Genomic DNA, 19,255 nt, shown 5'->3' with positions numbered 1-19,255 from the left:
AGGGGACCCTACGGCGTCACATCAGGCCCGCACCCGTGACGAACATCGCCACGACGACGACCAGGGTCCAGCCGAGCACGTGCTCCAGGAGCTTCGGCCCGTTCTGGTCGTCGGGGCCGCCGGTACGGGCGTGCAGGCGGGCGGACAGGGCGGCGGAGGCGGCAGTCATCGGGTTCTCGCAGTACGGAGGAGGAGTGGGGCGCGGTCGGCCTCACCGAGGTGTCCGCGCCCGTCCACAGTGCCAGCGGGACCGGCCCCGGAACAGATGACGTACGTCACCGGGCCGGGGCCGGAAGGCCGTGTCAGCGGACGCCGACCGCCTCAAGGGCCCTGCGCTGCACGGGGGTCGGGTCCAGCGGCCAGTACAGGTAGCAGACGCCCCCTGTGGCGGACGCCACGGTGCCGTTCGCGCCGTACCGCTTGGTGCGCAGCCAGACGTTCTCGAACTCGCGCCGCCGGTAGACGCGGCGCACGGCGTCGTTCGTGGGGGCCGCCGGGTCGTTCGCGACCACGTCTCCCGCTGCGGTGAAGCCGACGACGGTCATCAGATGGCCGGACGTGCCGTATCCGGCGCCCGTGAGCTCCTTGTCCAGGAAGGACTGCGACGTCATGGCCGGGATGCCCGCGCGGATCAGGTTCTCCAGATCGTTCAGCGATCCCAGGCGGGTGACCACCGCGTTCAGGTCCCGGTACGTGGCCGCGTACGCGGCGTTGAAGGGCCAGTTCCCGCAGCCCGCGTACTGGTGGTCGTACGTCTGCCGGGCCGCGTGGCACACCTGGGGGTCGGCGTACGCGGGATTCACCCAGGCCAGGTCCTCGGCGGTCGGGCCGCGGCCCCAGTGCTCCAGGACCATCGTCGTGGAGGTGGGGCTGCACCACGCCTCTCCCCCGTTGTCGTACTCCGGGTACTGGCCGACGTGGATCTCCTGCGAGTGGCGCGGCACCTTCAGCTCCCCCGCGCGCACGGGAACCGACGCGGGGACCGTGAACCGGTCCGGCACGGCGGAGGACATCGCTCCGAGCCGCCAGAGGGTGGGCGTGGCGTCGCTGCCGGGCAGCCGGTACAGGATCACCCGCAGCTGGTAGCCGATCAGCCGGGCCCCGGACGCCGGGTCGCCGATCCCGACGGTGTCCGTGGAGACGCTGCTGCGCCCGTCGCCCTGGGCGTCCACGGAGGTCCGGCGGATCTCGGTCTCGCCGGAGGCCCAGCGGCCCAGGACGTACCAGGGAGTGCGCGAGCCGTTCTCGTACGCCCCGCAGAGTTCGACGGCGAGCCAGGTGCCGGGCGGGGTGTCGGCGTTCCAGGACGGGACGATCTCGGTCGCCGGGACCCGGCAGCGGTGCAGCGGCGAGGTCCACACCGCGTACTCGTAGCTCCCGGTCCGCCCGGTGTGCGGGTCGCGGTAGGTCGTCACGCCGTCCGGGGTGCGGATCGCCAGCCCGGGGCGGCGGCCGTCGGAGGGGTGGGTGCCGGGGCCGGTGCCGGAGCGCCAGTCGTCGCGGGTGGTCCAGAAGCGGTTGTCCACGCTGTTGAGGGTGCCCATGGGGGTCATGCTGCCCACGGGGCGCCGTGACTCCCCCGGGGCGGGGCCGGACCCCGCGGCAGAGGCGGCACCGGGAAGCGCGGGAACGGCGGCGGCCGCGAGGACGGCGGCGAGGACGGCCCGGCGCGGGGTGGCGCGCGCGCCGGGAGGCGGGACGGGGACCGCGCCGGGGATCGGGCCGATGGACGGATCTGGGGCAGGGCCGGGACGCGGTTCGGGTCGGGGCATGGGCGAGGACTCCCAGTCGGTCGGGCGGACGGGCGGGCAAGCGGTCGGGCGGGCAAGCGGACGGATGCGCACTCGGACACCGCTCCCGTACCCGGCCGCGCCCCATACTGCGACCGCCCACCCCCTGACCTGCGGCGGCGCGCGGGACCTGCCACTCGTAGGGTGACCAGAGTGAACAGCATCGCCCCGCTCGCCGCCCGGCTCCGCGCGCTCCCCCCGTCCCTCGGCCCCGTCCGGCTGATCGCCGTCGACGGGCACGCGGGCTCCGGCAAGAGCACCTTCGCCGCGCGCCTCTCCGACGCGCTCGGCGGCGCTCCCGTACTGCACCTCGACGATCTGGCCAGCCACGACGCCCTCTTCGACTGGACGGAGCGGCTGCGGGTCCAGGTGGCGGAGCCCCTCGCCCGGGGCACGCACGCCCGGTACGCGCCGTACGACTGGACGCGCCGCCGCTTCGGCCCCGAGCGGTACGACCTGCCGCCCGCGCCCGTCGTCCTCGTGGAGGGCGTGGGGGCCGGGCGCAAGGCCCTGCGACCGCTGCTCGCGCACCTTCTCTGGATGGACCTGGACGCCGAACGGTCCTGGAAACGCGGACGGGAGCGGGACGGAGCGGCGCAGTCCGCGTTCTGGGACGGGTGGATGAGGGCCGAGGAACGACATTTTTCGGCGGACCCGTCCCGTCCGTTCGCCGACACCCTGGTACGGCAGATTCCCCAGGGGTACGAGTGGCGTGAGGGGACTCCCGCGACCGCGTGAGCGAACCGGCCCGTCACGCACCGTGACTGCCTGCCCCGGCCTCGCAGAACGGCCGGAAAACCGCCCCCGTGAGTGCCCCAACTCCGCTTGACCCGGGGGGCGTACAGGTCTTACGTTCTCAATGTGCGGCTTTCCGGAGTCGCCCGCAGACACGAAGCCCCCGGTTGTTCCCCCGTGATCGGGGGCTTCGTTCTGCCCTCTCCCACCCAACTCGGGTGTCTTCGGCGCCACTTCGCTCACCCAGGGTCACCGTCTGTGCGGCCCTCGCGCCACCCTTATTCAGCTGCCCCCTGCCCAGGTACGATGCCCTTCGGTGCGGTCAATTCCCGTCCGGGACACAGTGGTTCGGGCATACGCCAACGACAAAGGGTCACCGGCACACGCCCGGCGCACATCACGGGGGGCACGGTCTGTGGGGGACGTGATGGACTTCGGCACGCAGGGCTCGCACGCCCCGGCCGACCTCGCCTGGCTGCGCGGCGTGGACGCCTACACCATGGGGGCGTACCCGCAGGCGGAGGAGGAATTCCGGGCGGCGGTACGACTGGATCCCGGCATGGCGGACGGCTGGCTCGGCCTGCACGCCCTGCGCATCGACACGACGACGGCGCTCTTACGCATGTACCGCCACCGGGAGCGGTTCGGCGAGCAGCGCAGCAGGCACCGGCGGAGGCTCAACTCCTGGTACTGGCTGGGCTGGTGGGTGCAGCCGGTGCTGGAGAGCCCGCGCGACCTGCTCCTCGCGCACGCCTCGCACTGGCTCGACGGGCGTCATGTGCCCGAGCTGGACCGGGCGCTGGCGGGGCTGCCGCCGGTGGACACCGACCATCAGGTGCGGTTCCTGCACGCCTGCCGGGCGTATCTGGTCAAGGACTGGGAGCAGTTGGTCCGGCACACGGATTCGCTGGTCGACGACGCGCTGCTGGGGATCGAAGCCGGGCTGTTCGGCGGGATGGCGCGGGTGCGGCTGGAGATGTTCGGGCAGGCGGAACCGCTGCTGGCCGCCTCCCTGATGCGCTGCCGCAGCGAGCAGCCGCAGCGCAAGGAGCTGCGGTACTGGCTGGCGCGGGCGCACGAGGGCACCGGGCGTTCGGCCGCCGCGCTCCCGCTGTACCGGGCGGTGCACCGGGTGGACCCGGCGTTCATGGACACCGCCGCTCGACTGGCGGCGATCTCCGAGGGCGACGGCCTTGACGGGTACGACGAAACGGCGGCGGGGCTGGCGACGGTGTCGCTGGCCAGTCAGGACTCCGTGGAGTCGCAGGGCGAGCTGGACGCCCTGGAGGGCGGCGGTGAGCTGCGGCTGGGTGGCGACGGGCAGTTGCCGTTCGGGGGTGCGGTGCCGCCCGGTCCGCGCGGTGGCGTACGGGAGAAGGCCGGACCGCCCCGGCCCGCCGGGCTGCCGCCGTTCCCGGCCGGGCCCTCCGATCCGGCGCTCCTGGAACAGGCGCTCGGGGAGCTGGACCGGATGGTGGGGATGGAACCGGTCAAGCGTCAGGTGCGGGCGCTGTCGGCCCAGCTGAACATGGCGCGGCTGCGGGCCGGGCAGGGGCTGCCCGTCCAGCCGCCGAAACGTCACTTTGTCTTCTCCGGCCCCTCGGGTACCGGGAAGACCACCGTGGCACGGATCCTGGGGCGGGTCTTCTACGCGCTCGGGCTGTTGGGCGGGGACCACCTGGTCGAGGCTCAGCGGGCCGATCTGGTCGGGGAGTTCCTCGGGCAGACGGCCGTCAAGGCGAACGAGCTGATCGACTCGGCGATGGGGGGCGTGCTGTTCGTGGACGAGGCGTACAGCCTCGCCAACTCCGGTTACAGCAAGGGCGATGCGTACGGGGACGAGGCGCTTCAGGTGCTGCTGAAGCGGGCGGAGGACAACCGGGACCATCTGGTGGTGATCCTGGCGGGGTATCCGGAGGGGATGGACCGGCTCCTCGCGGCGAACCCGGGACTGTCCTCGCGGTTCACGACGCGGGTCGACTTTCCGAGCTACCGGCCCCTGGAGCTGACGAGCATCGGGGAGGTGCTGGCCGGGGACAACGGGGACCTGTGGGACGAGGAGGCGCTGGAGGAGCTGCGGAGCATCAGCGGACACGTGGTCGACCAGGGGTGGATCGACGAGCTGGGCAACGGGCGGTTCCTGCGGACGCTGTACGAGAAGAGCTGCGCGTATCGGGACCTTCGGCTGTCGGGGTACGCGTCGACGCCGACGCGGGACGATTTGTCGACGTTGAGGTTGCCGGATCTGATGCAGGCGTACGGAGAGGTGCTTTCGGGGCGGGGGCCGAGGCCGGTCGATCCGCCGACCGGCCTCTAGCTCCCGGGCCTCCGGCGGGCGGGGGCCCTGACGGGGCTGGGGTCAAGGAGGGGGCTGCGCCCCTCGCCCCCTGCACGGCTGCGCCGCGCGTCCTCACACGCCGGACGGGCTGAAGAGCCTCGGGCGTGGGACCTGCTGGGTCAGGGGAGCGGTGCGGTGCGCGGGGTCGCGTACCTCTCCGACCAGCTTCTCCAGTACGTCCTCCAGGGCGACCAGCCCGAGCACCCGCCCCGAAGCGTCCGCCACCTGCGCCAGGTGTGTCGCGGCCCGGCGCATCACCGAGAGGGCGTCGTCGAGCGGGAGTTCGGACCGGAGCGTGGGCAGGGGCCGCCACACCTGCTGCGGCACCGCCCGCTCCGTCTCGTCCAGGTCGAGGACGTCCTTGACGTGGACGTACCCCATGAAGGCCCCCTGGGGCCCAGGGGCGCAGACCGGGAAGCGCGAGTAACCCGTCCGGACCGTCAGCTCCTCGATCTCGCGCGGGGTGACGGACGGATCGACCGTCACCAGCGAGGGCCGTCGCAGCAGGACGTCCGTGATCGGGCGGCTGCCCAGCTCCAGCGCGTCCTCCAGGCGCTCCTGCGCGCCGGGGTCCAGCAGACCGGCCTGGCCCGAGTCCTCCACCAGGCGGTTGAGCTGTTCACTGGTGAAGACGGACTCGACCTCCTCCTTGGGCTCGACCCTGAAGAGGCGGAGAATCCCCCGCGCGCACCAGCCCAGCGCCGCCGTCACCGGCCGGCAGAGGCGGGCGAAGGCAACGAGTCCCGGGCTGAACCACAGCGCGGTCTTCTCCGGGGCCGCCATCGCCAGGTTCTTCGGCACCATCTCGCCGATGACGAGGTGGAGCGCGACGACGACCGCGAGGGCGATCGCGTAGCCGAGAGGGTGGATCAGACCGTGCGGCACGTGCACCGCCTGGAAGACCGGCTCCAGCAGGTGCGCCACCGTGGGCTCCGCGACCGCGCCCAGCGTCAACGAGCAGACGGTGATGCCGAACTGGGCGGCCGCCATCATCTGCGGGAGATGCTCCAGGCCGTACATGACCTGCTTGGCGCGGGCCGAACCCTCCGCCGCGAGCGGTTCGATCTGGCTGCGGCGCACCGAGACGAGCGCGAACTCCGCGCCGACGAAGAAGCCGTTGGCGAGGACCAGGAGAAGGGCGAAGAGGAGTTGCAGGGCGCTCATCGGACCGCCTCCGTGAGCTGCTGGGAACCTGGAACGGAGACCGTGCGGACCAGCCGGACCCGTTCCGCGCGGTAGCGGTCCACCTGGCGGACCGAGAGCTTCCAGCCGGGCAGTTCGGCCCGGTCGCCCGGGGCGGGGATGCGGCCGAGCAGATCGGCGACCAGGCCCGCGACCGTCTCGTACGGGCCGTCGGGGACGTCGAGTCCTATCCGGCGGAGGGTGAGGACGCGGCAGCTGCCGTCGGCCTCCCAGGACGGGCTGCCGTCCTCCGCGGGGGCCGTCGCGGCGAGTTCCGGCCGGTCGGCGCCCTCGGCGTCGTGCTCGTCGCGGACCTCGCCGACGAGCTCCTCGACGATGTCTTCGAGAGTGACGACGCCCGCCGTGCCGCCGTACTCGTCGACGACGACCGCTATCGGCTGCTCGCTGCGCAGCCGCTCCAGGAGCCGCTGTACGGGGAGGGTTTCGGGGACGAGGAGCGGCGGGACCGCGATCCGGCCGACCGGGACGCGGATGCGCTCGTGGGCCGGGACGGCGAGCGCGTCCTTGAGGTGCACCATGCCGATGATCTCGTCGATGCGCTCCCGGTAGACGGGGAAGCGCGAAAGCCCGGTGGCCCGGGTGAGGTTGAGGACGTCGGCCGCCGTCGCGGACGACTGGAGGGAGGCGACCTTCACGCGCGGCGTCATCACGTGCTGCGCGGTGAGGTGGCCCAGGGAGAGGGTGCGGACGAACAGGTCGGCCGTGTCCTGCTCCAGCATCCCGGCCCGCGCCGAGTGCCGGGCCAGGGAGACCAGTTCGCCGGGGGTGCGGGCGGAGGCCAGCTCGTCCGTCGGCTCGACGCCCAGCATCCGTACGAGACGGTTGGCGGTGGCGTTGAGGAGGGTGATGACCGGACGGAAGAGCGTGGAGAAGCGGTGCTGGGGGCCCGCGACGAAGCGGGCGACCTGGAGCGGCTTGGACACCGCCCAGTTCTTCGGCACGAGTTCGCCGATCACCATCTGCACGGCGGAGGCCAGCAGCATGCCGATGACGACGCTCACTCCGGAGACGGCGCCCGCCGGCAGGCCGGTGGCGGTCAGCGGGCCGTGCAGCAGCTGGGCGAGGGCGGGCTCGGCGAGCATGCCCACGACGAGCGAGGTGAGGGTGATGCCGAGTTGGGTGCCGGAGAGCTGGAAGGACAGCTCGCGCAGGGAGTTCACTACCGTGCGGGCGCGTTTGTCGCCCTCGGCGGCTGCCCGCTCGGCGTCGGGCCGCTCCACCGTGACGAGGCCGAACTCGGCAGCCACGAAGAAGCCGTTGGCGAGGATCAGGAGGAACGCTGCTGCGAGCAGCAGGAGCGGGATGGTCATGCCGCCGCCTCACAGGAAGAAGAGGGGGCGGCGCAGGTACTACCGGACGATCCGTCCATTGCTGGAGGGAGTCACTCCTCGGGTCGAAGGTGCGACCCCGCAGGCCCCGGAGGACCGTGAGAGGCGGGGTGGCACGCACTTGGCGCACCACCCCACAGGGTAGTCAACAAGGCCCCCGCATGGGCAGGTGCCCAGGCCGTACGCGCGGGACCGGCCGCGCGCGGGGAGGCTCAGTTCTCGTGCGTGCCGTGCGCCTCGACGAGGTCGCGCAGCGCGCGGGCGTCACGGATGGCCTTCTCCTTGGCGACGCCCGGCTGGATGCCGAGCGCGGGCAGGCTGGTGCCGTCGCTCAGGTCGAGGAAGACCCAGGCGTCACCGGGGCGCAGATTGACCTTGAGGATCTCCGCCCAGGCGAGCCGCCGCTTGGTGGTGAGGTTCACGACGGTGACGCCGCCCTCGTCCGCGACCACCTTGGGGCGGCTGAGCAGCAGCAGTACGCCGAAGAACAGCGCACCGGTGAACACGAAGGTGATCCGCTCGCCGGGGCCGAGCCCCTCCAGCAGGAAGCCGACCGCCGAGACCACGACGAACATCGCGGTGCCCACGGTCAGCAGCACCGCCCTGGTCCGGTTCGGCCGGAAGGTGACCGGGAGGGCGGGAAGCTGGGGCTGCGACACGGCGGACGGCATCCTTCGTACGGGAGGAAAAGGGCAGACGGGTCAGAGGCGGCAGGCGTGGATGGCCGTGGTGAGGATGGCGCGCGCACCCAGCTCGTAGAGGTCGTCCATGATCCGCTGGGCCTCCTTGGCGGCGACCATGGAGCGGACCGCGACCCAGCCCTCGTGGTGGAGGGGGGAGATCGTCGGGGACTCCAGACCGGGGGTCAGCGCGACGGCCTTCTCCAGGTGCTCGACCCGGCAGTCGTAGTCCATCATCACGTACGAACGGGCCACCAGGACGCCCTGGAGGCGGCGCAGGAACTGCTGGACCTTGGGGTCGTCCGCGTCGGCCCCGGTGCGCCGGATGACGACGGCCTCGGAGGTCATGATCGGCTCGCCGAAGACCTCAAGCCCTGCGTTGCGCAGCGAGGTGCCGGTCTCCACGACGTCCGCGATGACCTGGGCGACGCCCAGCTCGATGGCGGTCTCGACGGCGCCGTCCAGGTGGACCACGGCCGCCTCGATGCCGCGCTCGGCGAGGAACTTCGCGACGATGCCCTCGTACGAGGTGGCGATCGTCTTGCCCGCCAGGTCCTCCAGGGAGGTGGCGGTACCCGGCTTGGCGGCGAAGCGGAAGGTGGAGCGGGCGAAGCCGAGCGGGAGGATCGGCTCGGCGCCGGCCCCGGAGTCGATCAGCAGGTCCTCGCCGGTGATGCCGATGTCGAGGCGGCCGGCCGAGACGTAGATCGCGATGTCCTTGGGGCGGAGGTAGAAGAACTCCACCTCGTTGGCCGGGTCGACGAGGACGAGTTCCTTGGACTCCTTGCGCTGCTGGTAGCCGGCCTCATGGAGCATCGCCGACGCAGGTCCGGAGAGGGAGCCCTTGTTCGGGATGGCGATGCGCAGCATGAGGTCAGCTTCCTTTGATGCGAAGGGGACAGCAGAGGGGGAGAGAGGTGTGCTCAGAGGTGGGCGTAGACGTCGTCGAGCGAGATCCCGCGCGCGACCATCATCACCTGGACGTGATAGAGCAGCTGCGAGATCTCCTCGGCGGCGGCTTCCTTGCCCTCGTACTCGGCGGCCATCCAGACTTCGGCGGCCTCCTCGACGACCTTCTTGCCGATGGCATGGACGCCCTTGTCCACCAGCTCGGCGGTGCGGGAGGTGGTGGGGTCGCCGTTGGCGGCCTTCTGCTGGAGCTCGGTGAAGAGCTCTTCGAAAGTCTTGTTGGCCATGATGGTCCTTAGAGTACGGGGTCCGTCTGAGGCACTCAGCGCCAGGGTTCGGCGACCGTGCGCAGCGTGGTGGCGGTGGCGACGGCGGCGGTGACGGCCTCGTGGCCCTTGTCCTCGGTGGAGCCGAGGAGCCCGGCGCGGTCGAGGGCCTGCTCCTCGGTGTCGCAGGTCAGCACGCCGAAGCCGATCGGGACGCCGGTGTCGACGGAGACCTGGGTGAGGCCGTGGGTGACGCCCTGGCACACGTACTCGAAGTGGGGAGTGCCGCCTCGGATGACGACGCCGAGGGCGACGATCGCGTCGTAGCCCCGGCCTGCGAGGACCTTGGCGACGACGGGGAGTTCGAAGCTGCCGGGGACCCGGAGCAGGGTGGGCTCGTCGATGCCCAGCTCGTGCAGGGCGCGCAGGGCGCCGTCGACGAGGCCGTCCATGATCTTCTCGTGCCACTGGGCCGCGATCACCGCCACCCGCAGGTCGTTGCAGTTCTTGACGCTCAGTTCGGGTGCACCCTTGCCGCTCACGCTGTTTCTCTCTTCTTGAGTGCTTCTTGAGTGGGGTTACTGGTTGCCGCAGGTGGGGGCGGCCGCGCCGTCCAGCCAGGGCAGGTCGTGGCCCATGCGGTCCCGCTTGGTGCGCAGGTAGCGCAGGTTGTGCTCGCCCGCCGTGACGGGCATCGCTTCGCGCGCGCTCACGGTGAGTCCGTTGCGTACCAGCGCGGTGATCTTGTCCGGGTTGTTCGTCATCAGACGCAGGCTGCGCACGCCGAGGTCGGCGAGGATCTGCGCGCCCGCCGCGTAGTCGCGGGCGTCGGCGGGCAGGCCGAGTTCGAGGTTGGCGTCGAGGGTGTCGACGCCGCGCTCCTGGAGTTCGTACGCACGGAGCTTGGACAGCAGTCCGATGCCTCGGCCCTCGTGGCCGCGGAGGTAGACGACGACGCCCCGCCCGGCCTCGGTGACCTTGCGCAGCGAGGCGTCGAGCTGGGGGCCGCAGTCGCAGCGCAGCGAGTGGAAGATGTCGCCGGTCAGACACTCGGAGTGGAGCCGGACCAGGACGTCCTCGCCGTCGCCGATCTCGCCGTGGACGAGGGCGACGTGCTCGACGCCGTCGGGGGCGCGGTAGCCGTACGCGGTGAACTCGCCGGCGGAGGTCGGGAGGTGGACCTCGGCCTCGCGCAGGACGACGGGGGCGGGGGCCTCGGCGGGGGCGGGGGCCTCGGTGGCGCGGCGGTATGCGATCAGGTCCTCGATGGAGATGATCGTCAGGCCGTGCTTGCGGGCGAAGGGGATCAGCTCGGGGAGGCGGAGCATCACGCCGTTCTCGTCGGCGATCTCCACGATGGCTCCGGCGGGGCGCAGTCCGGCGAGACGGGCCAGGTCCACGGCGGCCTCGGTGTGGCCGTCGCGGACCAGGACGCCGCCGGGCCGGGCGCGCAGCGGGAAGATATGTCCCGGGCGGACGAAGTCGCCGGGGATGCTGTCGCCCGAGGCCAGCAGGCGGAGGGTCGCGGCGCGGTCGGAGGCGGAGATTCCGGTGGTCACGCCGTGCTCGGCACAGGCGTCGACGGAGACGGTGAAGGCCGTCCGCATCGACTCGGTGTTGTGCTCGACCATCTGGGGAAGGGCGAGGCGCTCCAGCTCCGGGCCCTCCATGGGGGCGCAGATCAGGCCGCGGCACTCGCTCATCATGAACGCGACGATCTCGGGCGTGATCAGCTCGGCGGCGACGATCAGGTCGCCCTCGTTCTCGCGGTCCTCGTCGTCGACCACGACGATCGGGCGGCCGGCTCCGATGTCACGGATCGCCTGCTCGACGGGGTCGAGGGCGAATTCCTCGTGGAGGTCCATGAGTGCCTCCCGGCTGTCGTACGGGGCGGGCGTCAGAGCGGGCTTCAGGGCGGTGGTCATGCCGTGGCTCCTTCCAGTGCGGGCGCGGCGGCGGCGCGGGAGCGCAGCCACCAGTCCCGCATCCCCCACAGGACGAGGGCGAGGTAGATGACGTAGACGAAACCGGAGAAGGCGAGTCCGCTGGTGAAGGCGAGCGGGACGCCGACGAGGTCGACGAGCAGCCAGGCGAACCAGAACTCGACCAGGCCACGGGCTTGGGCCACCATCGCGACGAGGGTGCCGACGAAGATGTACGCGTCGGCCCACGGGCTCCAGGACAGCGTCGGGAAGAGCGTGAAGAGGCCGCCGACGGCGAGGGTGCCCAGCGCCGCGCCGCCGAACAGCAGGCCGCGCTCGCGCCAGGTGGCGAAGCGGACGGCGATCGTCCCGTCCTGCGCCTGCTGCTTGCCGCGCTGCCACTGCCGCCAGCCCCACAGGGCGACGCCGATGACCAGGAGCTGCTTGCCGACACCGCCGCTGAGGTGCACGGACGCGTAGGCGGCGACGAGGATGACGCCGGAGGCGAGCTGGGCGGGCCAGGTCCATATGGAGCGCCGCCAGCCCAGCGCGAGGGCGAGCAGGCCGACACTGTTGCCGATCATGTCGGACCACAGGATGTGCTGGCCGAAGGCCGTGAAGGCTTCGGAGTTGAGCCAGGACAGGGCGCTCACTTCACGGTCTCCTTGGAGGTGGTTCGGGTGCCGAGCAGCCGCTCGACGTACTTGGCGAGGACGTCCACTTCGAGGTTGACCGGGTCTCCGGCCTGCTTGATGCCGAGCGTGGTCAGCGCGAGGGTGGTGGGGATGAGGCTGATGGTGAAGTAGTCGTCGCCCGCGTCGACCACGGTGAGGCTGACGCCGTCGACCGTGATGGAGCCCTTCTCCACGACGTACCGGGCGAGCCCGTCCGGGAGGGCGACCTTGACGATCTCCCAGTGCTCGGAGGGCTCGCGGTCGACGATGGTGCCGGTGCCGTCGACGTGGCCCTGGACGAGGTGGCCGCCGAGGCGTCCGCCGAGCGCCATGGGGCGCTCCAGGTTGACGCGGGAGCCGACGGTGAGGGCGCCGAGGCTGGAGCGGTTGAGGGTCTCGGCCATGACGTCGGCGGTGAACTCGCCGTCGGCGGTGTCGACGACGGTGAGGCAGACGCCGTTGACGGCGATGGAGTCGCCGTGTTTCGCGTCCTCGGTGACCAGGGGGCCGCGCAGGCGGAAGCGGGAGGAGTCGCCGAGGTTCTCGACGGCGGTGATCTCACCCAGTTCTTCGACGATTCCGGTGAACACGCTCAGCGCTCCTTAGAAGCAGTGGGGACGGCGGTGATGCGGAGGTCGGGGCCGATGCGGACCGTGTCGGTCACCTGGAGGCGCAACGCGTCCGCGATCGTGGTGATTCCTGCGTCGGCGAGGGCGGCGGGGCCCGCGCCGAGGAGTACGGGGGCGAGGTAGCCGACGACCTTGTCTACGGCTCCGGCGGCGACGAACGCGCCCGCGAGGGTGGGTCCGCCTTCGAGGAGCACGGACCGCGCTCCTCGCTCGTACAACTCGCTGAGCAGGGCCTTCACGTCGAGTCCTGTCCCCGTGCGGGGCAGCCGTACGACGTCGGGGAGGTCGGTCTTCGCGTCCTCGGCGACCGCGATCAGGGTGGGCGCGGCGTCGTCGAGGACGCGGGCGCCCGGGGTGATCGTGGCGTTCGTGTCGAGGACGACGCGCAGCGGCTGGACCGCGCCGTCGATGCCCCGGACGGCGAGGTGCGGGTCGTCGGCGTGCAGCGTTCCGGAGCCGACGACGACCGCGTCGGCCTCGGCGCGCAGGCGGTGCACGTCGGCGCGGGACTCGGCACCGGAGATCCAGCGGCTGGTGCCGTCGGCGGCGGCGATGCGCCCGTCGAGGGTGGCGGCGTACTTCCACAGGACGTACGGACGACGCAGGCGTACGGAGGTGAGCCAGGCGGTGTTCCCGGCGGCGGCCTCCGCTTCGAGGAGGCCCTGCTCGACCTGGAGACCGGCGGCGCGCAGGGTGTCAGCTCCACCGGTGGCCTGCGGGTTCGGGTCGCCGACCGCGTAGACGACGCGGGCGATCCCGGCGTCGATGAGGGCCTGCGCGCAGGGACCGGTGCGGCCGGTGTGGTTGCAGGGCTCCAGGGTGACGTAGGCGGTGCCGCCACGGGCCGCCCGGCCCGCGTCGCGGAGGGCGTGCACCTCGGCGTGCGGGCCTCCCGCACGCTGGTGGTAGCCCTCGCCGACGGGGGTGCCCGAGGCGTCGGTGATGACGCATCCGACGACGGGATTGGGGCTGGTGGCGCCGAGGGCGCGGGCGGCGAGCGCGATCGCTCGGCGCATGGCCTTCTCGCCGGTCCGGTCGCTGTGACCGGGCTGCTCGGCTGCGGCGGTTGCCACCGGGTCCTCCTGCCTCTTCGGGCACGGACTCCGGGGCCTGTCGATGTCGACAGAGAAAACGGGTGCGTCACGGGGTACGACAACGGCCACGCCGAGCCGGAAGAGAGGGCTCCGCCCGGGAGAAAACCGGGTCCGAACCCGCCGACGGCGGCGTACCGAAAAGACCTGTGACGGCCCGCCGCGCACTGCCTCCCATCCGGACTTTCACCGTCGGTCCAGGAATTACACCTGGTCAACCGGTCACTGGAGGTGACCGGGTCGCGGACTATAACCGCCGGTTCGGAATTACACCGACCCCGGAGTGCGCTGCTGCTGGTACAGGGCCAGTGTGCCACGACTGATCGGCGGCCATACCAGGAGTTGCCTGTGGGCTGACTCACAGCGGTGTGGGCGGGGTCACATTCGGCGCACGTGGGGACGGGTCGGCCTTTAACTGGTCCAGACCTATTGACGCCTTGGTCTAGTCCTTTTAACGTCTGCGTCACCTCCCAGGAGACAGCCCGCCGGTGTGCGCACACCCCGGGCACGCATCACGGACCATCCCCGTACCGTCGCCGTGTGACGCCGAGCCTCCCCAGGAGGACCTGACGTGCTGTCCCCCACAAGACCCACGCGTACCCGTTCATCGGGCACCCGGGCTTCCCTCCTCGCCGCCGGAACCGCGGCCACCGCTCTCGCCGCGCTCCTCGTCGGCACCCTCTCCGCCACCGCCGCCCCGGCGGACGCCCCCGCCGCCGTGGACAACGAGTCCTGTCGACCGGACGGGCTCTACAAGACACCGGGCGTGGACGTCCCGTACTGCTCGGTCTACGACACCGAGGGCCGCGAGAAGATGGGCGCCGACCACCAGCGCCGGATCATCGGCTACTTCACCGGCTGGCGGACCGGCAAGGACGGTCTGCCCTCCTACCTGGCGTCCGACATCCCCTGGGACAAGGTCACCCACCTCAACTACGCCTTCGCGCACATCGGCGGCGACAACAAGATCTCGGTCGGCACGGACGGCGAGAAGAACGCCGCCACCGGCATGACCTGGCCGGGCGTGGCGGGCGCGGAGATGGACCCCGCGCTCCCGTACAAGGGCCACTTCAACCAGCTGACGAAGTTCAAGAAGCAGCACCCGAACGTCAAGACCCTGGTCTCGGTGGGCGGCTGGGCCGAGACCGGCGGCTACTTCGGCGACGACGGCAAGCGCGTGAACTCCGGTGGCTTCTACTCCATGGCCACCAACGCCGACGGCTCGGTCAACCAGGCGGGCATCGACACCTTCGCCGCCTCGACCGTCGACTTCATCAAGAAGTACGGGTTCAACGGCGTCGACATCGACTACGAGTACCCGACCACGATGAAGGACGCGGGCAACCCGCTCGACTGGTCCCTCTCCAACGCCCGCCGCGCCGGTCTCGTCAAGGGCTACGCGGTCCTGATGAAGACCCTGCGCGAGAAGCTGGACCGTGCGGGCGCCGCCGACGGCAAGCACTACCTGCTCACCGTCGCCGCCCCCTCCTCCGGCTACCTGCTGCGCGGCATGGAGACCTTCCAGGTCCAGAAGTACCTGGACTACGTCAACATCATGTCGTACGACCTGCACGGCGCCTGGAACGAGCACGTCGGCCCGAACGCCGCGCTCTTCGACAACGGCAAGGACGGCGAGCTGGCCGCCGCCAACGTCTACGGCAGCGCGCAGTACGGCGGCATCGGCTACCTGAACACGGACTGGGCGTACCACTACTTCCGCGGCTCGATGCCGTCGGGACGCATCAACGTGGGCCTGCCTTACTACACGCGCGGCCACAAGAACGTGCAGGGCGGCACCGACGGACTGTGGGGCAAGGCCGCGGCCACCACCTGCCCGGCCGGGTCCGGTCTGACCAAGTGCGGCGACGGCGCGGTCGGCATCGACAACCTGTGGCACGACAAGGACGACAACGGCAAGGAGTCCCCGGCGGGCTCCAACCCGATGTGGCACGCGAAGAACCTGGAGAAGGGGATCGTCGGCGACTACGTCGGGAAGTACGGCTTCCCCACCGGCACCAAGCTGACCGGCACCTACGTCCGCAAGTACGACGCCTCGCTGGTCGCGCCGTGGCTGTGGAACGCCGAGAAGAAGGTCTTCCTGTCGACCGAGGACGACCAGTCCATCGGCGCCAAGGCCGACTACGTGGTGGACCGGGGCATCGGCGGCACGATGATCTGGGAGCTGGCGGGCGACTACGGCTGGAACGCGGCCAAGGGCCAGTACGAGACGGGCTCCACGCTGACCTCGCTGATGTACGACAAGTTCAAGGCGGCGAAGCCGTACGGCGCGGCCGTGTCGAACAAGGCGCTGCCGAAGAAGGCCGTGAACATCGGCGTGGAGTTCGGCGACTTCAAGCTGGGCGACTCCAACTACCCGATCACGCCGAAGCTGAAGATCACCAACAACACGAAGACGGCACTGCCCGGCGGTACGGAGTTCCAGTTCGACTACGCGACGGCGGCTCCGAACAACGCGTCCGACCAGTCGGGCTTCGGCACCAAGGTGATCAGCAGCGACCACACCGGCAGCAACGTCGGCGGTCTGAAGGGCGACTTCCACCGGGCTTCGCTGAAGCTCCCGGCGTGGCAGTCGCTGGCCCCCGGCGCCTCGGTGGACCTCTCCTTCAACTACTACCTGCCGGTCTCCACCCCGTGGAACTGGACGGTGAACATCGGCGGCACCTCGTACGCGCTCGCCGGGGACCTGGCACGCGGCACGGAGACCGTCGAGCCGGGTACGGGCGGCCCCGGGCCGACGCCGACACCGACCCCCACCCCGGGCGCGTGCACCGCGCCCGCGTACGTCGCGGACACCCCGTACAGCGGCGGGGCGACCGTGTCGCACAAGGGCCGCCAGTGGAAGGCCAAGTGGTGGACGCAGGGCGCGGAGCCCGGCACCACCGGCGAATGGGGCGTGTGGCAGGACCTGGGCGCCTGCTGAGGCAGCCGCCGAGGGCCCGCTGACCCGGACCACGCCCCACACTTCGCCCCGGCTCCCTCCCTGTACTGGGGGGCCGGGGCGAAGTGCTGTCGTTCACGGAGCCGGGCGAAGTACCGTCGTTTGCGGAGCCGGGGTGACGTACCGCCGTTTACGGAGCCGGGGCGAAGAGGTCGTCCTGCGCGGCCTCGCGGGCGATGAGCAGCGCGCCGCTCAGCACCGCACCGCCGCCGAGCTCCCCGGCCCGCACCTCCGTGCGCAGCGGCGAGAGTCCGGCGAGCCGGGCCTCGACGCGGGCGGCCAGGGCCTTGCCGCCCGCGAGGCCCATGTCGCCGCCGAGGACGACGCAGCCCGGGTCGAGGACGGCCACGACGGCCGCGGCCCCGAGGGCGAGGCGTTCGGCGAGGGCGTCGAGGAAGGGTTCGGCGCGCTCCCCCGCCTCCAGTGCCGCCGCGATGACCGCCGGCCCTTCGGGGCCGCCGGGCAGGCCGTGCGCCTCGGCCAGTTCGCAGACCGCGGCACCGCCCACCAGGGAGTGGAAGCCGCCGTCGCAGTCGGTGGCGGAGGGCAGCCCTGCCGTACCGGGAACGGGCAGGAAGCCCACCTCGCCCGCACCGCCCGAGGCGCCCCTGCGCACCTTCCCGTCCAGCACGACGGCCGCGCCCACGCCCTCCCCCAGCCACAGGAAGACGAAGGTGTCGTGCCCGCGCGCGGCGCCGAGGCGCTGCTCGGCGACGGCGGCGAGGTTGGTCTCGTTCTCCACGAGGACGGTGGCGGGCAGCCGCTTCTGGAGGGCGGCGACCAGTCTTCGGTGCCAGGCGGGCAGTCCTGAGGTGTCGCGCAGTTCGCCGGAGGCCGGGTCGATGAGGCCGGGGGCGCCGACGGCGACGGTGTGCAGGCCGTCGGCGCCCGCCTCGCGGGCGGTGCGCTCCAGGAGGGCGACGGCCGCCTCCACCGCCTGTTCGGTGGGGGTGTCCCCGGCGACGGCGAGGGTGGCTTCGGCGAGCGGGTTGCCGAGGAGGTCCGCGACCCCGACGCCGACGCTGTCGGTCCGTACGTCGAGGGCGGCCAGGTGGGCGCGGTCGGCGACGATCCCGTACACCCGGGCGTTGGGGCCGCGCCGCTCGGCGCCGCTCTCGCCGACGACGGCGATGAGGCCCGCACTCTGGAGCCGCTCGACGAGGTCGGCGACGGAGGGCCGGGAGAGTCCGGTGAGCTCCTTCAGCCGTCCCGCCGTGAGCGGGCCCTCCTCCTGGAGCAGGTGCAGGGCGCGCCGGTCGTTGATGGCGCGGGCGGTGCTCGGAGAGGCGGGCATGGCGCTGATCCTTTCAGATCGCGAGCGTCTTTCCGCCCTATTTATCAGGCAGGCTTCCTGATAGTTTACGGCGCGATACGGAGACAGCGGCTGTCCGGGGCCGCACGACGACCGCCCCGGGGCGAAGGGGAGTCATGGAATTCGGTACGGAACGGGTGAAGCGGGCGAGGTACGCCATCGCCGCCGTCTTCTGTGTGCACGGGGCGGTGACCGGCAGCTTCGCCACCCGCATCCCGTGGATCCAGGACCACGCCTCGATCAGCGCGGGCCAGCTCGGTCTCGCCCTGGCCTTCCCGGCGATCGGCGCTTCGGTGGCGATGCCGGTGGCGGGGGCGATCACGCACCGGCTCGGCGCGCGCAACGCGCTGCGCGGGCTACTGGCCCTCTGGACGCTGGCGCTGACCCTGCCCTCGCTCGCACCGAACGTCTGGACGTTGTGCGCGGTGCTCTTCGTGTACGGAGCCACGGCGGGCATGTCGGACGTGGCCATGAACGCGCTGGGCGTGGAGGTGGAGAACCGGCTCGGGAAGTCGATCATGTCGGGGCTGCACGGGATGTGGAGCCTGGGCGCGCTGATCGGCTCGGCGGGCGGCACGCTGGCCGCGCACCTGGGCAGTGACGCGCGGGTGCACCACCTGATCGCCGCCGTGGTCCTCACCGCCCTCGGGCTCGCCGCCTGCCAGGGCGTACTGGACCTGCGCAGTGCGCCGGAGGAGGAGGCGCCGCCGCACTTCACGCTGCCGCCGAGGTCGGCGCTGATCATCGGTGCGGTGGGTTTCTGCGCGGTGTTCGCGGAAGGGGCGAGCCTGGACTGGTCGGCGGTGTACCTGCGGGACGTCCTGTCGACGGACCCGGGCATCGCGGCGGCTTCGACGACGGCGTTCGCCCTGACGATGGCGATCGCGCGGCTGGCGGGCGACAAGGTGGTGGACCGGTTCGGCCCGGTGCCGACGGTGCGGGTCGGCGGAGTGGCGGCCACGGTCGGCGGGCTGCTGGTCGTCTTCGCCCCCAACGTCCCGCTGGCACTGACCGGGTTCGCCCTGATCGGGCTCGGGGTGGCGGTCGTCGTACCGCTGGCGTTCGCGGCGGCGGGCCGCAGCGGACCCAACCCCAGCCAGGCCATCGCGGGCGTCGCCACGATCACGTACACCTCGGGCCTGATCGCCCCGTCGGCGATCGGGGCGGTCGCGGACGCGACGTCGCTGGTGGTGTCGTTCGGGCTGGTGACGGTGCTGGCGTTCGGGCTGGTGGTGGGTGCTCAGGTGCTGCGCGGGGCGGGACGGGAGGCGGCTCCGCTGGAACCCGCCGGAAAGTAGGGACTTCCCTCCCGGAGACGCGGGCCCCTCTCCGGGGAGTGAGTGCCCCTTTTCAGCCATAGCATTTGATCCTGCTCGATCGATCTTGACCGGGCGGGATCACTTGCAGAGCAGTACAGAG

General features: G+C 71.7%; 17 protein-coding genes and 1 riboswitch. Of the genes, 4 read left to right on the top strand and 13 right to left on the bottom strand.

Annotation, left to right across the window (positions count from 1 at the left end; translation table 11 throughout):
• Positions 1-16 precede the first annotated feature (16 nt).
• Together OG897_RS14365 and OG897_RS14360 are read right to left on the bottom strand one after the other, a co-directional pair.
• On the bottom strand, positions 17-169 hold the full coding sequence (locus OG897_RS14365) for an SCO1431 family membrane protein (protein ID WP_266656365.1): 153 nt from the start codon (positions 167-169) through the stop codon (positions 17-19).
• A gap of 133 nt (positions 170-302) precedes the next feature.
• A complete protein-coding gene (locus tag OG897_RS14360; RefSeq protein WP_266656363.1) occupies positions 303-1,772 on the bottom strand; it encodes a peptidase C39 family protein in 1,470 nt (489 codons plus the stop codon).
• A gap of 171 nt (positions 1,773-1,943) precedes the next feature.
• On the opposite strand from OG897_RS14360, the gene OG897_RS14355 reads away from it, so the two are divergent.
• Together OG897_RS14355 and OG897_RS14350 are read left to right on the top strand one after the other, a co-directional pair.
• Positions 1,944-2,528, top strand: a complete 585-nt coding sequence (locus OG897_RS14355; RefSeq protein WP_266656361.1) for a uridine kinase — start codon at positions 1,944-1,946, stop codon at positions 2,526-2,528.
• A 424-nt stretch (positions 2,529-2,952) separates the two neighbouring features.
• Positions 2,953-4,842, top strand: coding sequence for an AAA family ATPase (locus OG897_RS14350; RefSeq protein ID WP_266656359.1), 1,890 nt, complete (start codon positions 2,953-2,955; stop codon positions 4,840-4,842).
• 93 nt (positions 4,843-4,935) lie between these two features.
• Here OG897_RS14350 and OG897_RS14345 read toward each other — a convergent pair whose 3' ends face one another.
• The 10 genes from OG897_RS14345 to ribD form a co-directional block, all read right to left on the bottom strand.
• Positions 4,936-6,027 carry a hemolysin family protein gene (locus OG897_RS14345; RefSeq protein WP_266656357.1) on the bottom strand — a complete coding sequence of 364 codons (1,092 nt, stop codon included), beginning with the start codon at positions 6,025-6,027 and terminating at the stop codon, positions 4,936-4,938.
• Positions 6,024-7,376: a hemolysin family protein gene (locus OG897_RS14340; RefSeq protein WP_266656355.1), complete on the bottom strand. Its 1,353-nt coding sequence runs from the start codon at positions 7,374-7,376 to the stop codon at positions 6,024-6,026. The genes OG897_RS14345 and OG897_RS14340 overlap by 4 nt, the downstream gene beginning before the upstream one ends.
• 230 nt (positions 7,377-7,606) lie before the next feature.
• Positions 7,607-8,065: a PH domain-containing protein gene (locus OG897_RS14335; protein ID WP_266656353.1), complete on the bottom strand. Its 459-nt coding sequence runs from the start codon at positions 8,063-8,065 to the stop codon at positions 7,607-7,609.
• A gap of 30 nt (positions 8,066-8,095) precedes the next feature.
• Positions 8,096-8,944 (bottom strand): ATP phosphoribosyltransferase, encoded by an 849-nt coding sequence (gene hisG, locus OG897_RS14330; RefSeq protein ID WP_266656351.1) that lies wholly within the window; start codon positions 8,942-8,944, stop codon positions 8,096-8,098.
• Positions 8,945-8,997: 53 nt separating this feature from the next.
• Positions 8,998-9,270 carry a phosphoribosyl-ATP diphosphatase gene (locus OG897_RS14325; protein ID WP_189827830.1) on the bottom strand — a complete coding sequence of 91 codons (273 nt, stop codon included), beginning with the start codon at positions 9,268-9,270 and terminating at the stop codon, positions 8,998-9,000.
• A 35-nt stretch (positions 9,271-9,305) separates the two neighbouring features.
• On the bottom strand, positions 9,306-9,791 hold the full coding sequence (gene ribH, locus OG897_RS14320) for a 6,7-dimethyl-8-ribityllumazine synthase (protein WP_266656350.1): 486 nt from the start codon (positions 9,789-9,791) through the stop codon (positions 9,306-9,308).
• A 36-nt stretch (positions 9,792-9,827) separates the two neighbouring features.
• Positions 9,828-11,114 carry a bifunctional 3,4-dihydroxy-2-butanone-4-phosphate synthase/GTP cyclohydrolase II gene (locus tag OG897_RS14315; RefSeq protein ID WP_266656823.1) on the bottom strand — a complete coding sequence of 429 codons (1,287 nt, stop codon included), beginning with the start codon at positions 11,112-11,114 and terminating at the stop codon, positions 9,828-9,830.
• Positions 11,115-11,170: 56 nt separating this feature from the next.
• Complete coding sequence (locus OG897_RS14310; protein ID WP_266656349.1) at positions 11,171-11,824, bottom strand: nicotinamide mononucleotide transporter family protein; 654 nt, start codon at positions 11,822-11,824, stop codon at positions 11,171-11,173.
• A complete protein-coding gene (locus OG897_RS14305) occupies positions 11,821-12,435 on the bottom strand; it encodes a riboflavin synthase (RefSeq protein ID WP_266656348.1) in 615 nt (204 codons plus the stop codon). Before OG897_RS14305 ends, OG897_RS14310 begins: the two co-directional genes overlap by 4 nt.
• A 2-nt stretch (positions 12,436-12,437) precedes the next feature.
• The gene (gene ribD / locus OG897_RS14300; protein WP_266656821.1) at positions 12,438-13,490 is read right to left on the bottom strand and encodes a bifunctional diaminohydroxyphosphoribosylaminopyrimidine deaminase/5-amino-6-(5-phosphoribosylamino)uracil reductase RibD; all 1,053 of its coding nucleotides are present in this window, start codon (positions 13,488-13,490) and stop codon (positions 12,438-12,440) included.
• Between the two features lie 235 nt (positions 13,491-13,725).
• A riboswitch (FMN riboswitch) is annotated at positions 13,726-13,856 on the bottom strand.
• Between the two features lie 280 nt (positions 13,857-14,136).
• Between ribD and OG897_RS14295 the strand changes: the two genes are divergently transcribed.
• A complete protein-coding gene (locus OG897_RS14295; RefSeq protein WP_266656347.1) occupies positions 14,137-16,506 on the top strand; it encodes a chitinase C-terminal domain-containing protein in 2,370 nt (789 codons plus the stop codon).
• Between the two features lie 148 nt (positions 16,507-16,654).
• Here OG897_RS14295 and OG897_RS14290 read toward each other — a convergent pair whose 3' ends face one another.
• Positions 16,655-17,818 carry an ROK family transcriptional regulator gene (locus tag OG897_RS14290; RefSeq protein ID WP_266656346.1) on the bottom strand — a complete coding sequence of 388 codons (1,164 nt, stop codon included), beginning with the start codon at positions 17,816-17,818 and terminating at the stop codon, positions 16,655-16,657.
• Positions 17,819-17,952: 134 nt separating this feature from the next.
• Between OG897_RS14290 and OG897_RS14285 the strand changes: the two genes are divergently transcribed.
• A complete protein-coding gene (locus tag OG897_RS14285; RefSeq protein WP_266656345.1) occupies positions 17,953-19,134 on the top strand; it encodes an MFS transporter in 1,182 nt (393 codons plus the stop codon).
• Positions 19,135-19,255 lie beyond the last annotated feature (121 nt).

The organism is Streptomyces sp. NBC_00237, assembly GCF_026342435.1.
In the GTDB taxonomy this organism is placed as follows: Bacteria; Actinomycetota; Actinomycetes; order Streptomycetales; family Streptomycetaceae; genus Streptomyces.
The sequence above is the reverse complement of the archived record's forward strand: the minus strand, read 5'-3'. Positions and strand labels throughout refer to the sequence as shown.

Bases quoted from the DNA above. Each gene is read 5' to 3' on its own strand.
- hisG (WP_266656351.1), bottom strand. From the start codon at position 8,944: ATGCTGCGCATCGCCATCCCGAACAAGGGCTCCCTCTCCGGACCTGCG.
- OG897_RS14285 (WP_266656345.1), top strand. From the start codon at position 17,953: ATGGAATTCGGTACGGAACGGGTGAAGCGGGCGAGGTACGCCATCGCC.
- OG897_RS14360 (WP_266656363.1), bottom strand. From the start codon at position 1,772: ATGCCCCGACCCGAACCGCGTCCCGGCCCTGCCCCAGATCCGTCCATC.
- OG897_RS14290 (WP_266656346.1), bottom strand. From the start codon at position 17,818: ATGCCCGCCTCTCCGAGCACCGCCCGCGCCATCAACGACCGGCGCGCC.
- OG897_RS14345 (WP_266656357.1), bottom strand. From the start codon at position 6,027: ATGAGCGCCCTGCAACTCCTCTTCGCCCTTCTCCTGGTCCTCGCCAAC.
- OG897_RS14315 (WP_266656823.1), bottom strand. From the start codon at position 11,114: ATGGACCTCCACGAGGAATTCGCCCTCGACCCCGTCGAGCAGGCGATC.
- OG897_RS14350 (WP_266656359.1), top strand. From the start codon at position 2,953: ATGGACTTCGGCACGCAGGGCTCGCACGCCCCGGCCGACCTCGCCTGG.
- OG897_RS14340 (WP_266656355.1), bottom strand. From the start codon at position 7,376: ATGACCATCCCGCTCCTGCTGCTCGCAGCAGCGTTCCTCCTGATCCTC.
- OG897_RS14365 (WP_266656365.1), bottom strand. From the start codon at position 169: ATGACTGCCGCCTCCGCCGCCCTGTCCGCCCGCCTGCACGCCCGTACC.
- OG897_RS14325 (WP_189827830.1), bottom strand. From the start codon at position 9,270: ATGGCCAACAAGACTTTCGAAGAGCTCTTCACCGAGCTCCAGCAGAAG.
- ribD (WP_266656821.1), bottom strand. From the start codon at position 13,490: ATGCGCCGAGCGATCGCGCTCGCCGCCCGCGCCCTCGGCGCCACCAGC.
- OG897_RS14335 (WP_266656353.1), bottom strand. From the start codon at position 8,065: ATGCCGTCCGCCGTGTCGCAGCCCCAGCTTCCCGCCCTCCCGGTCACC.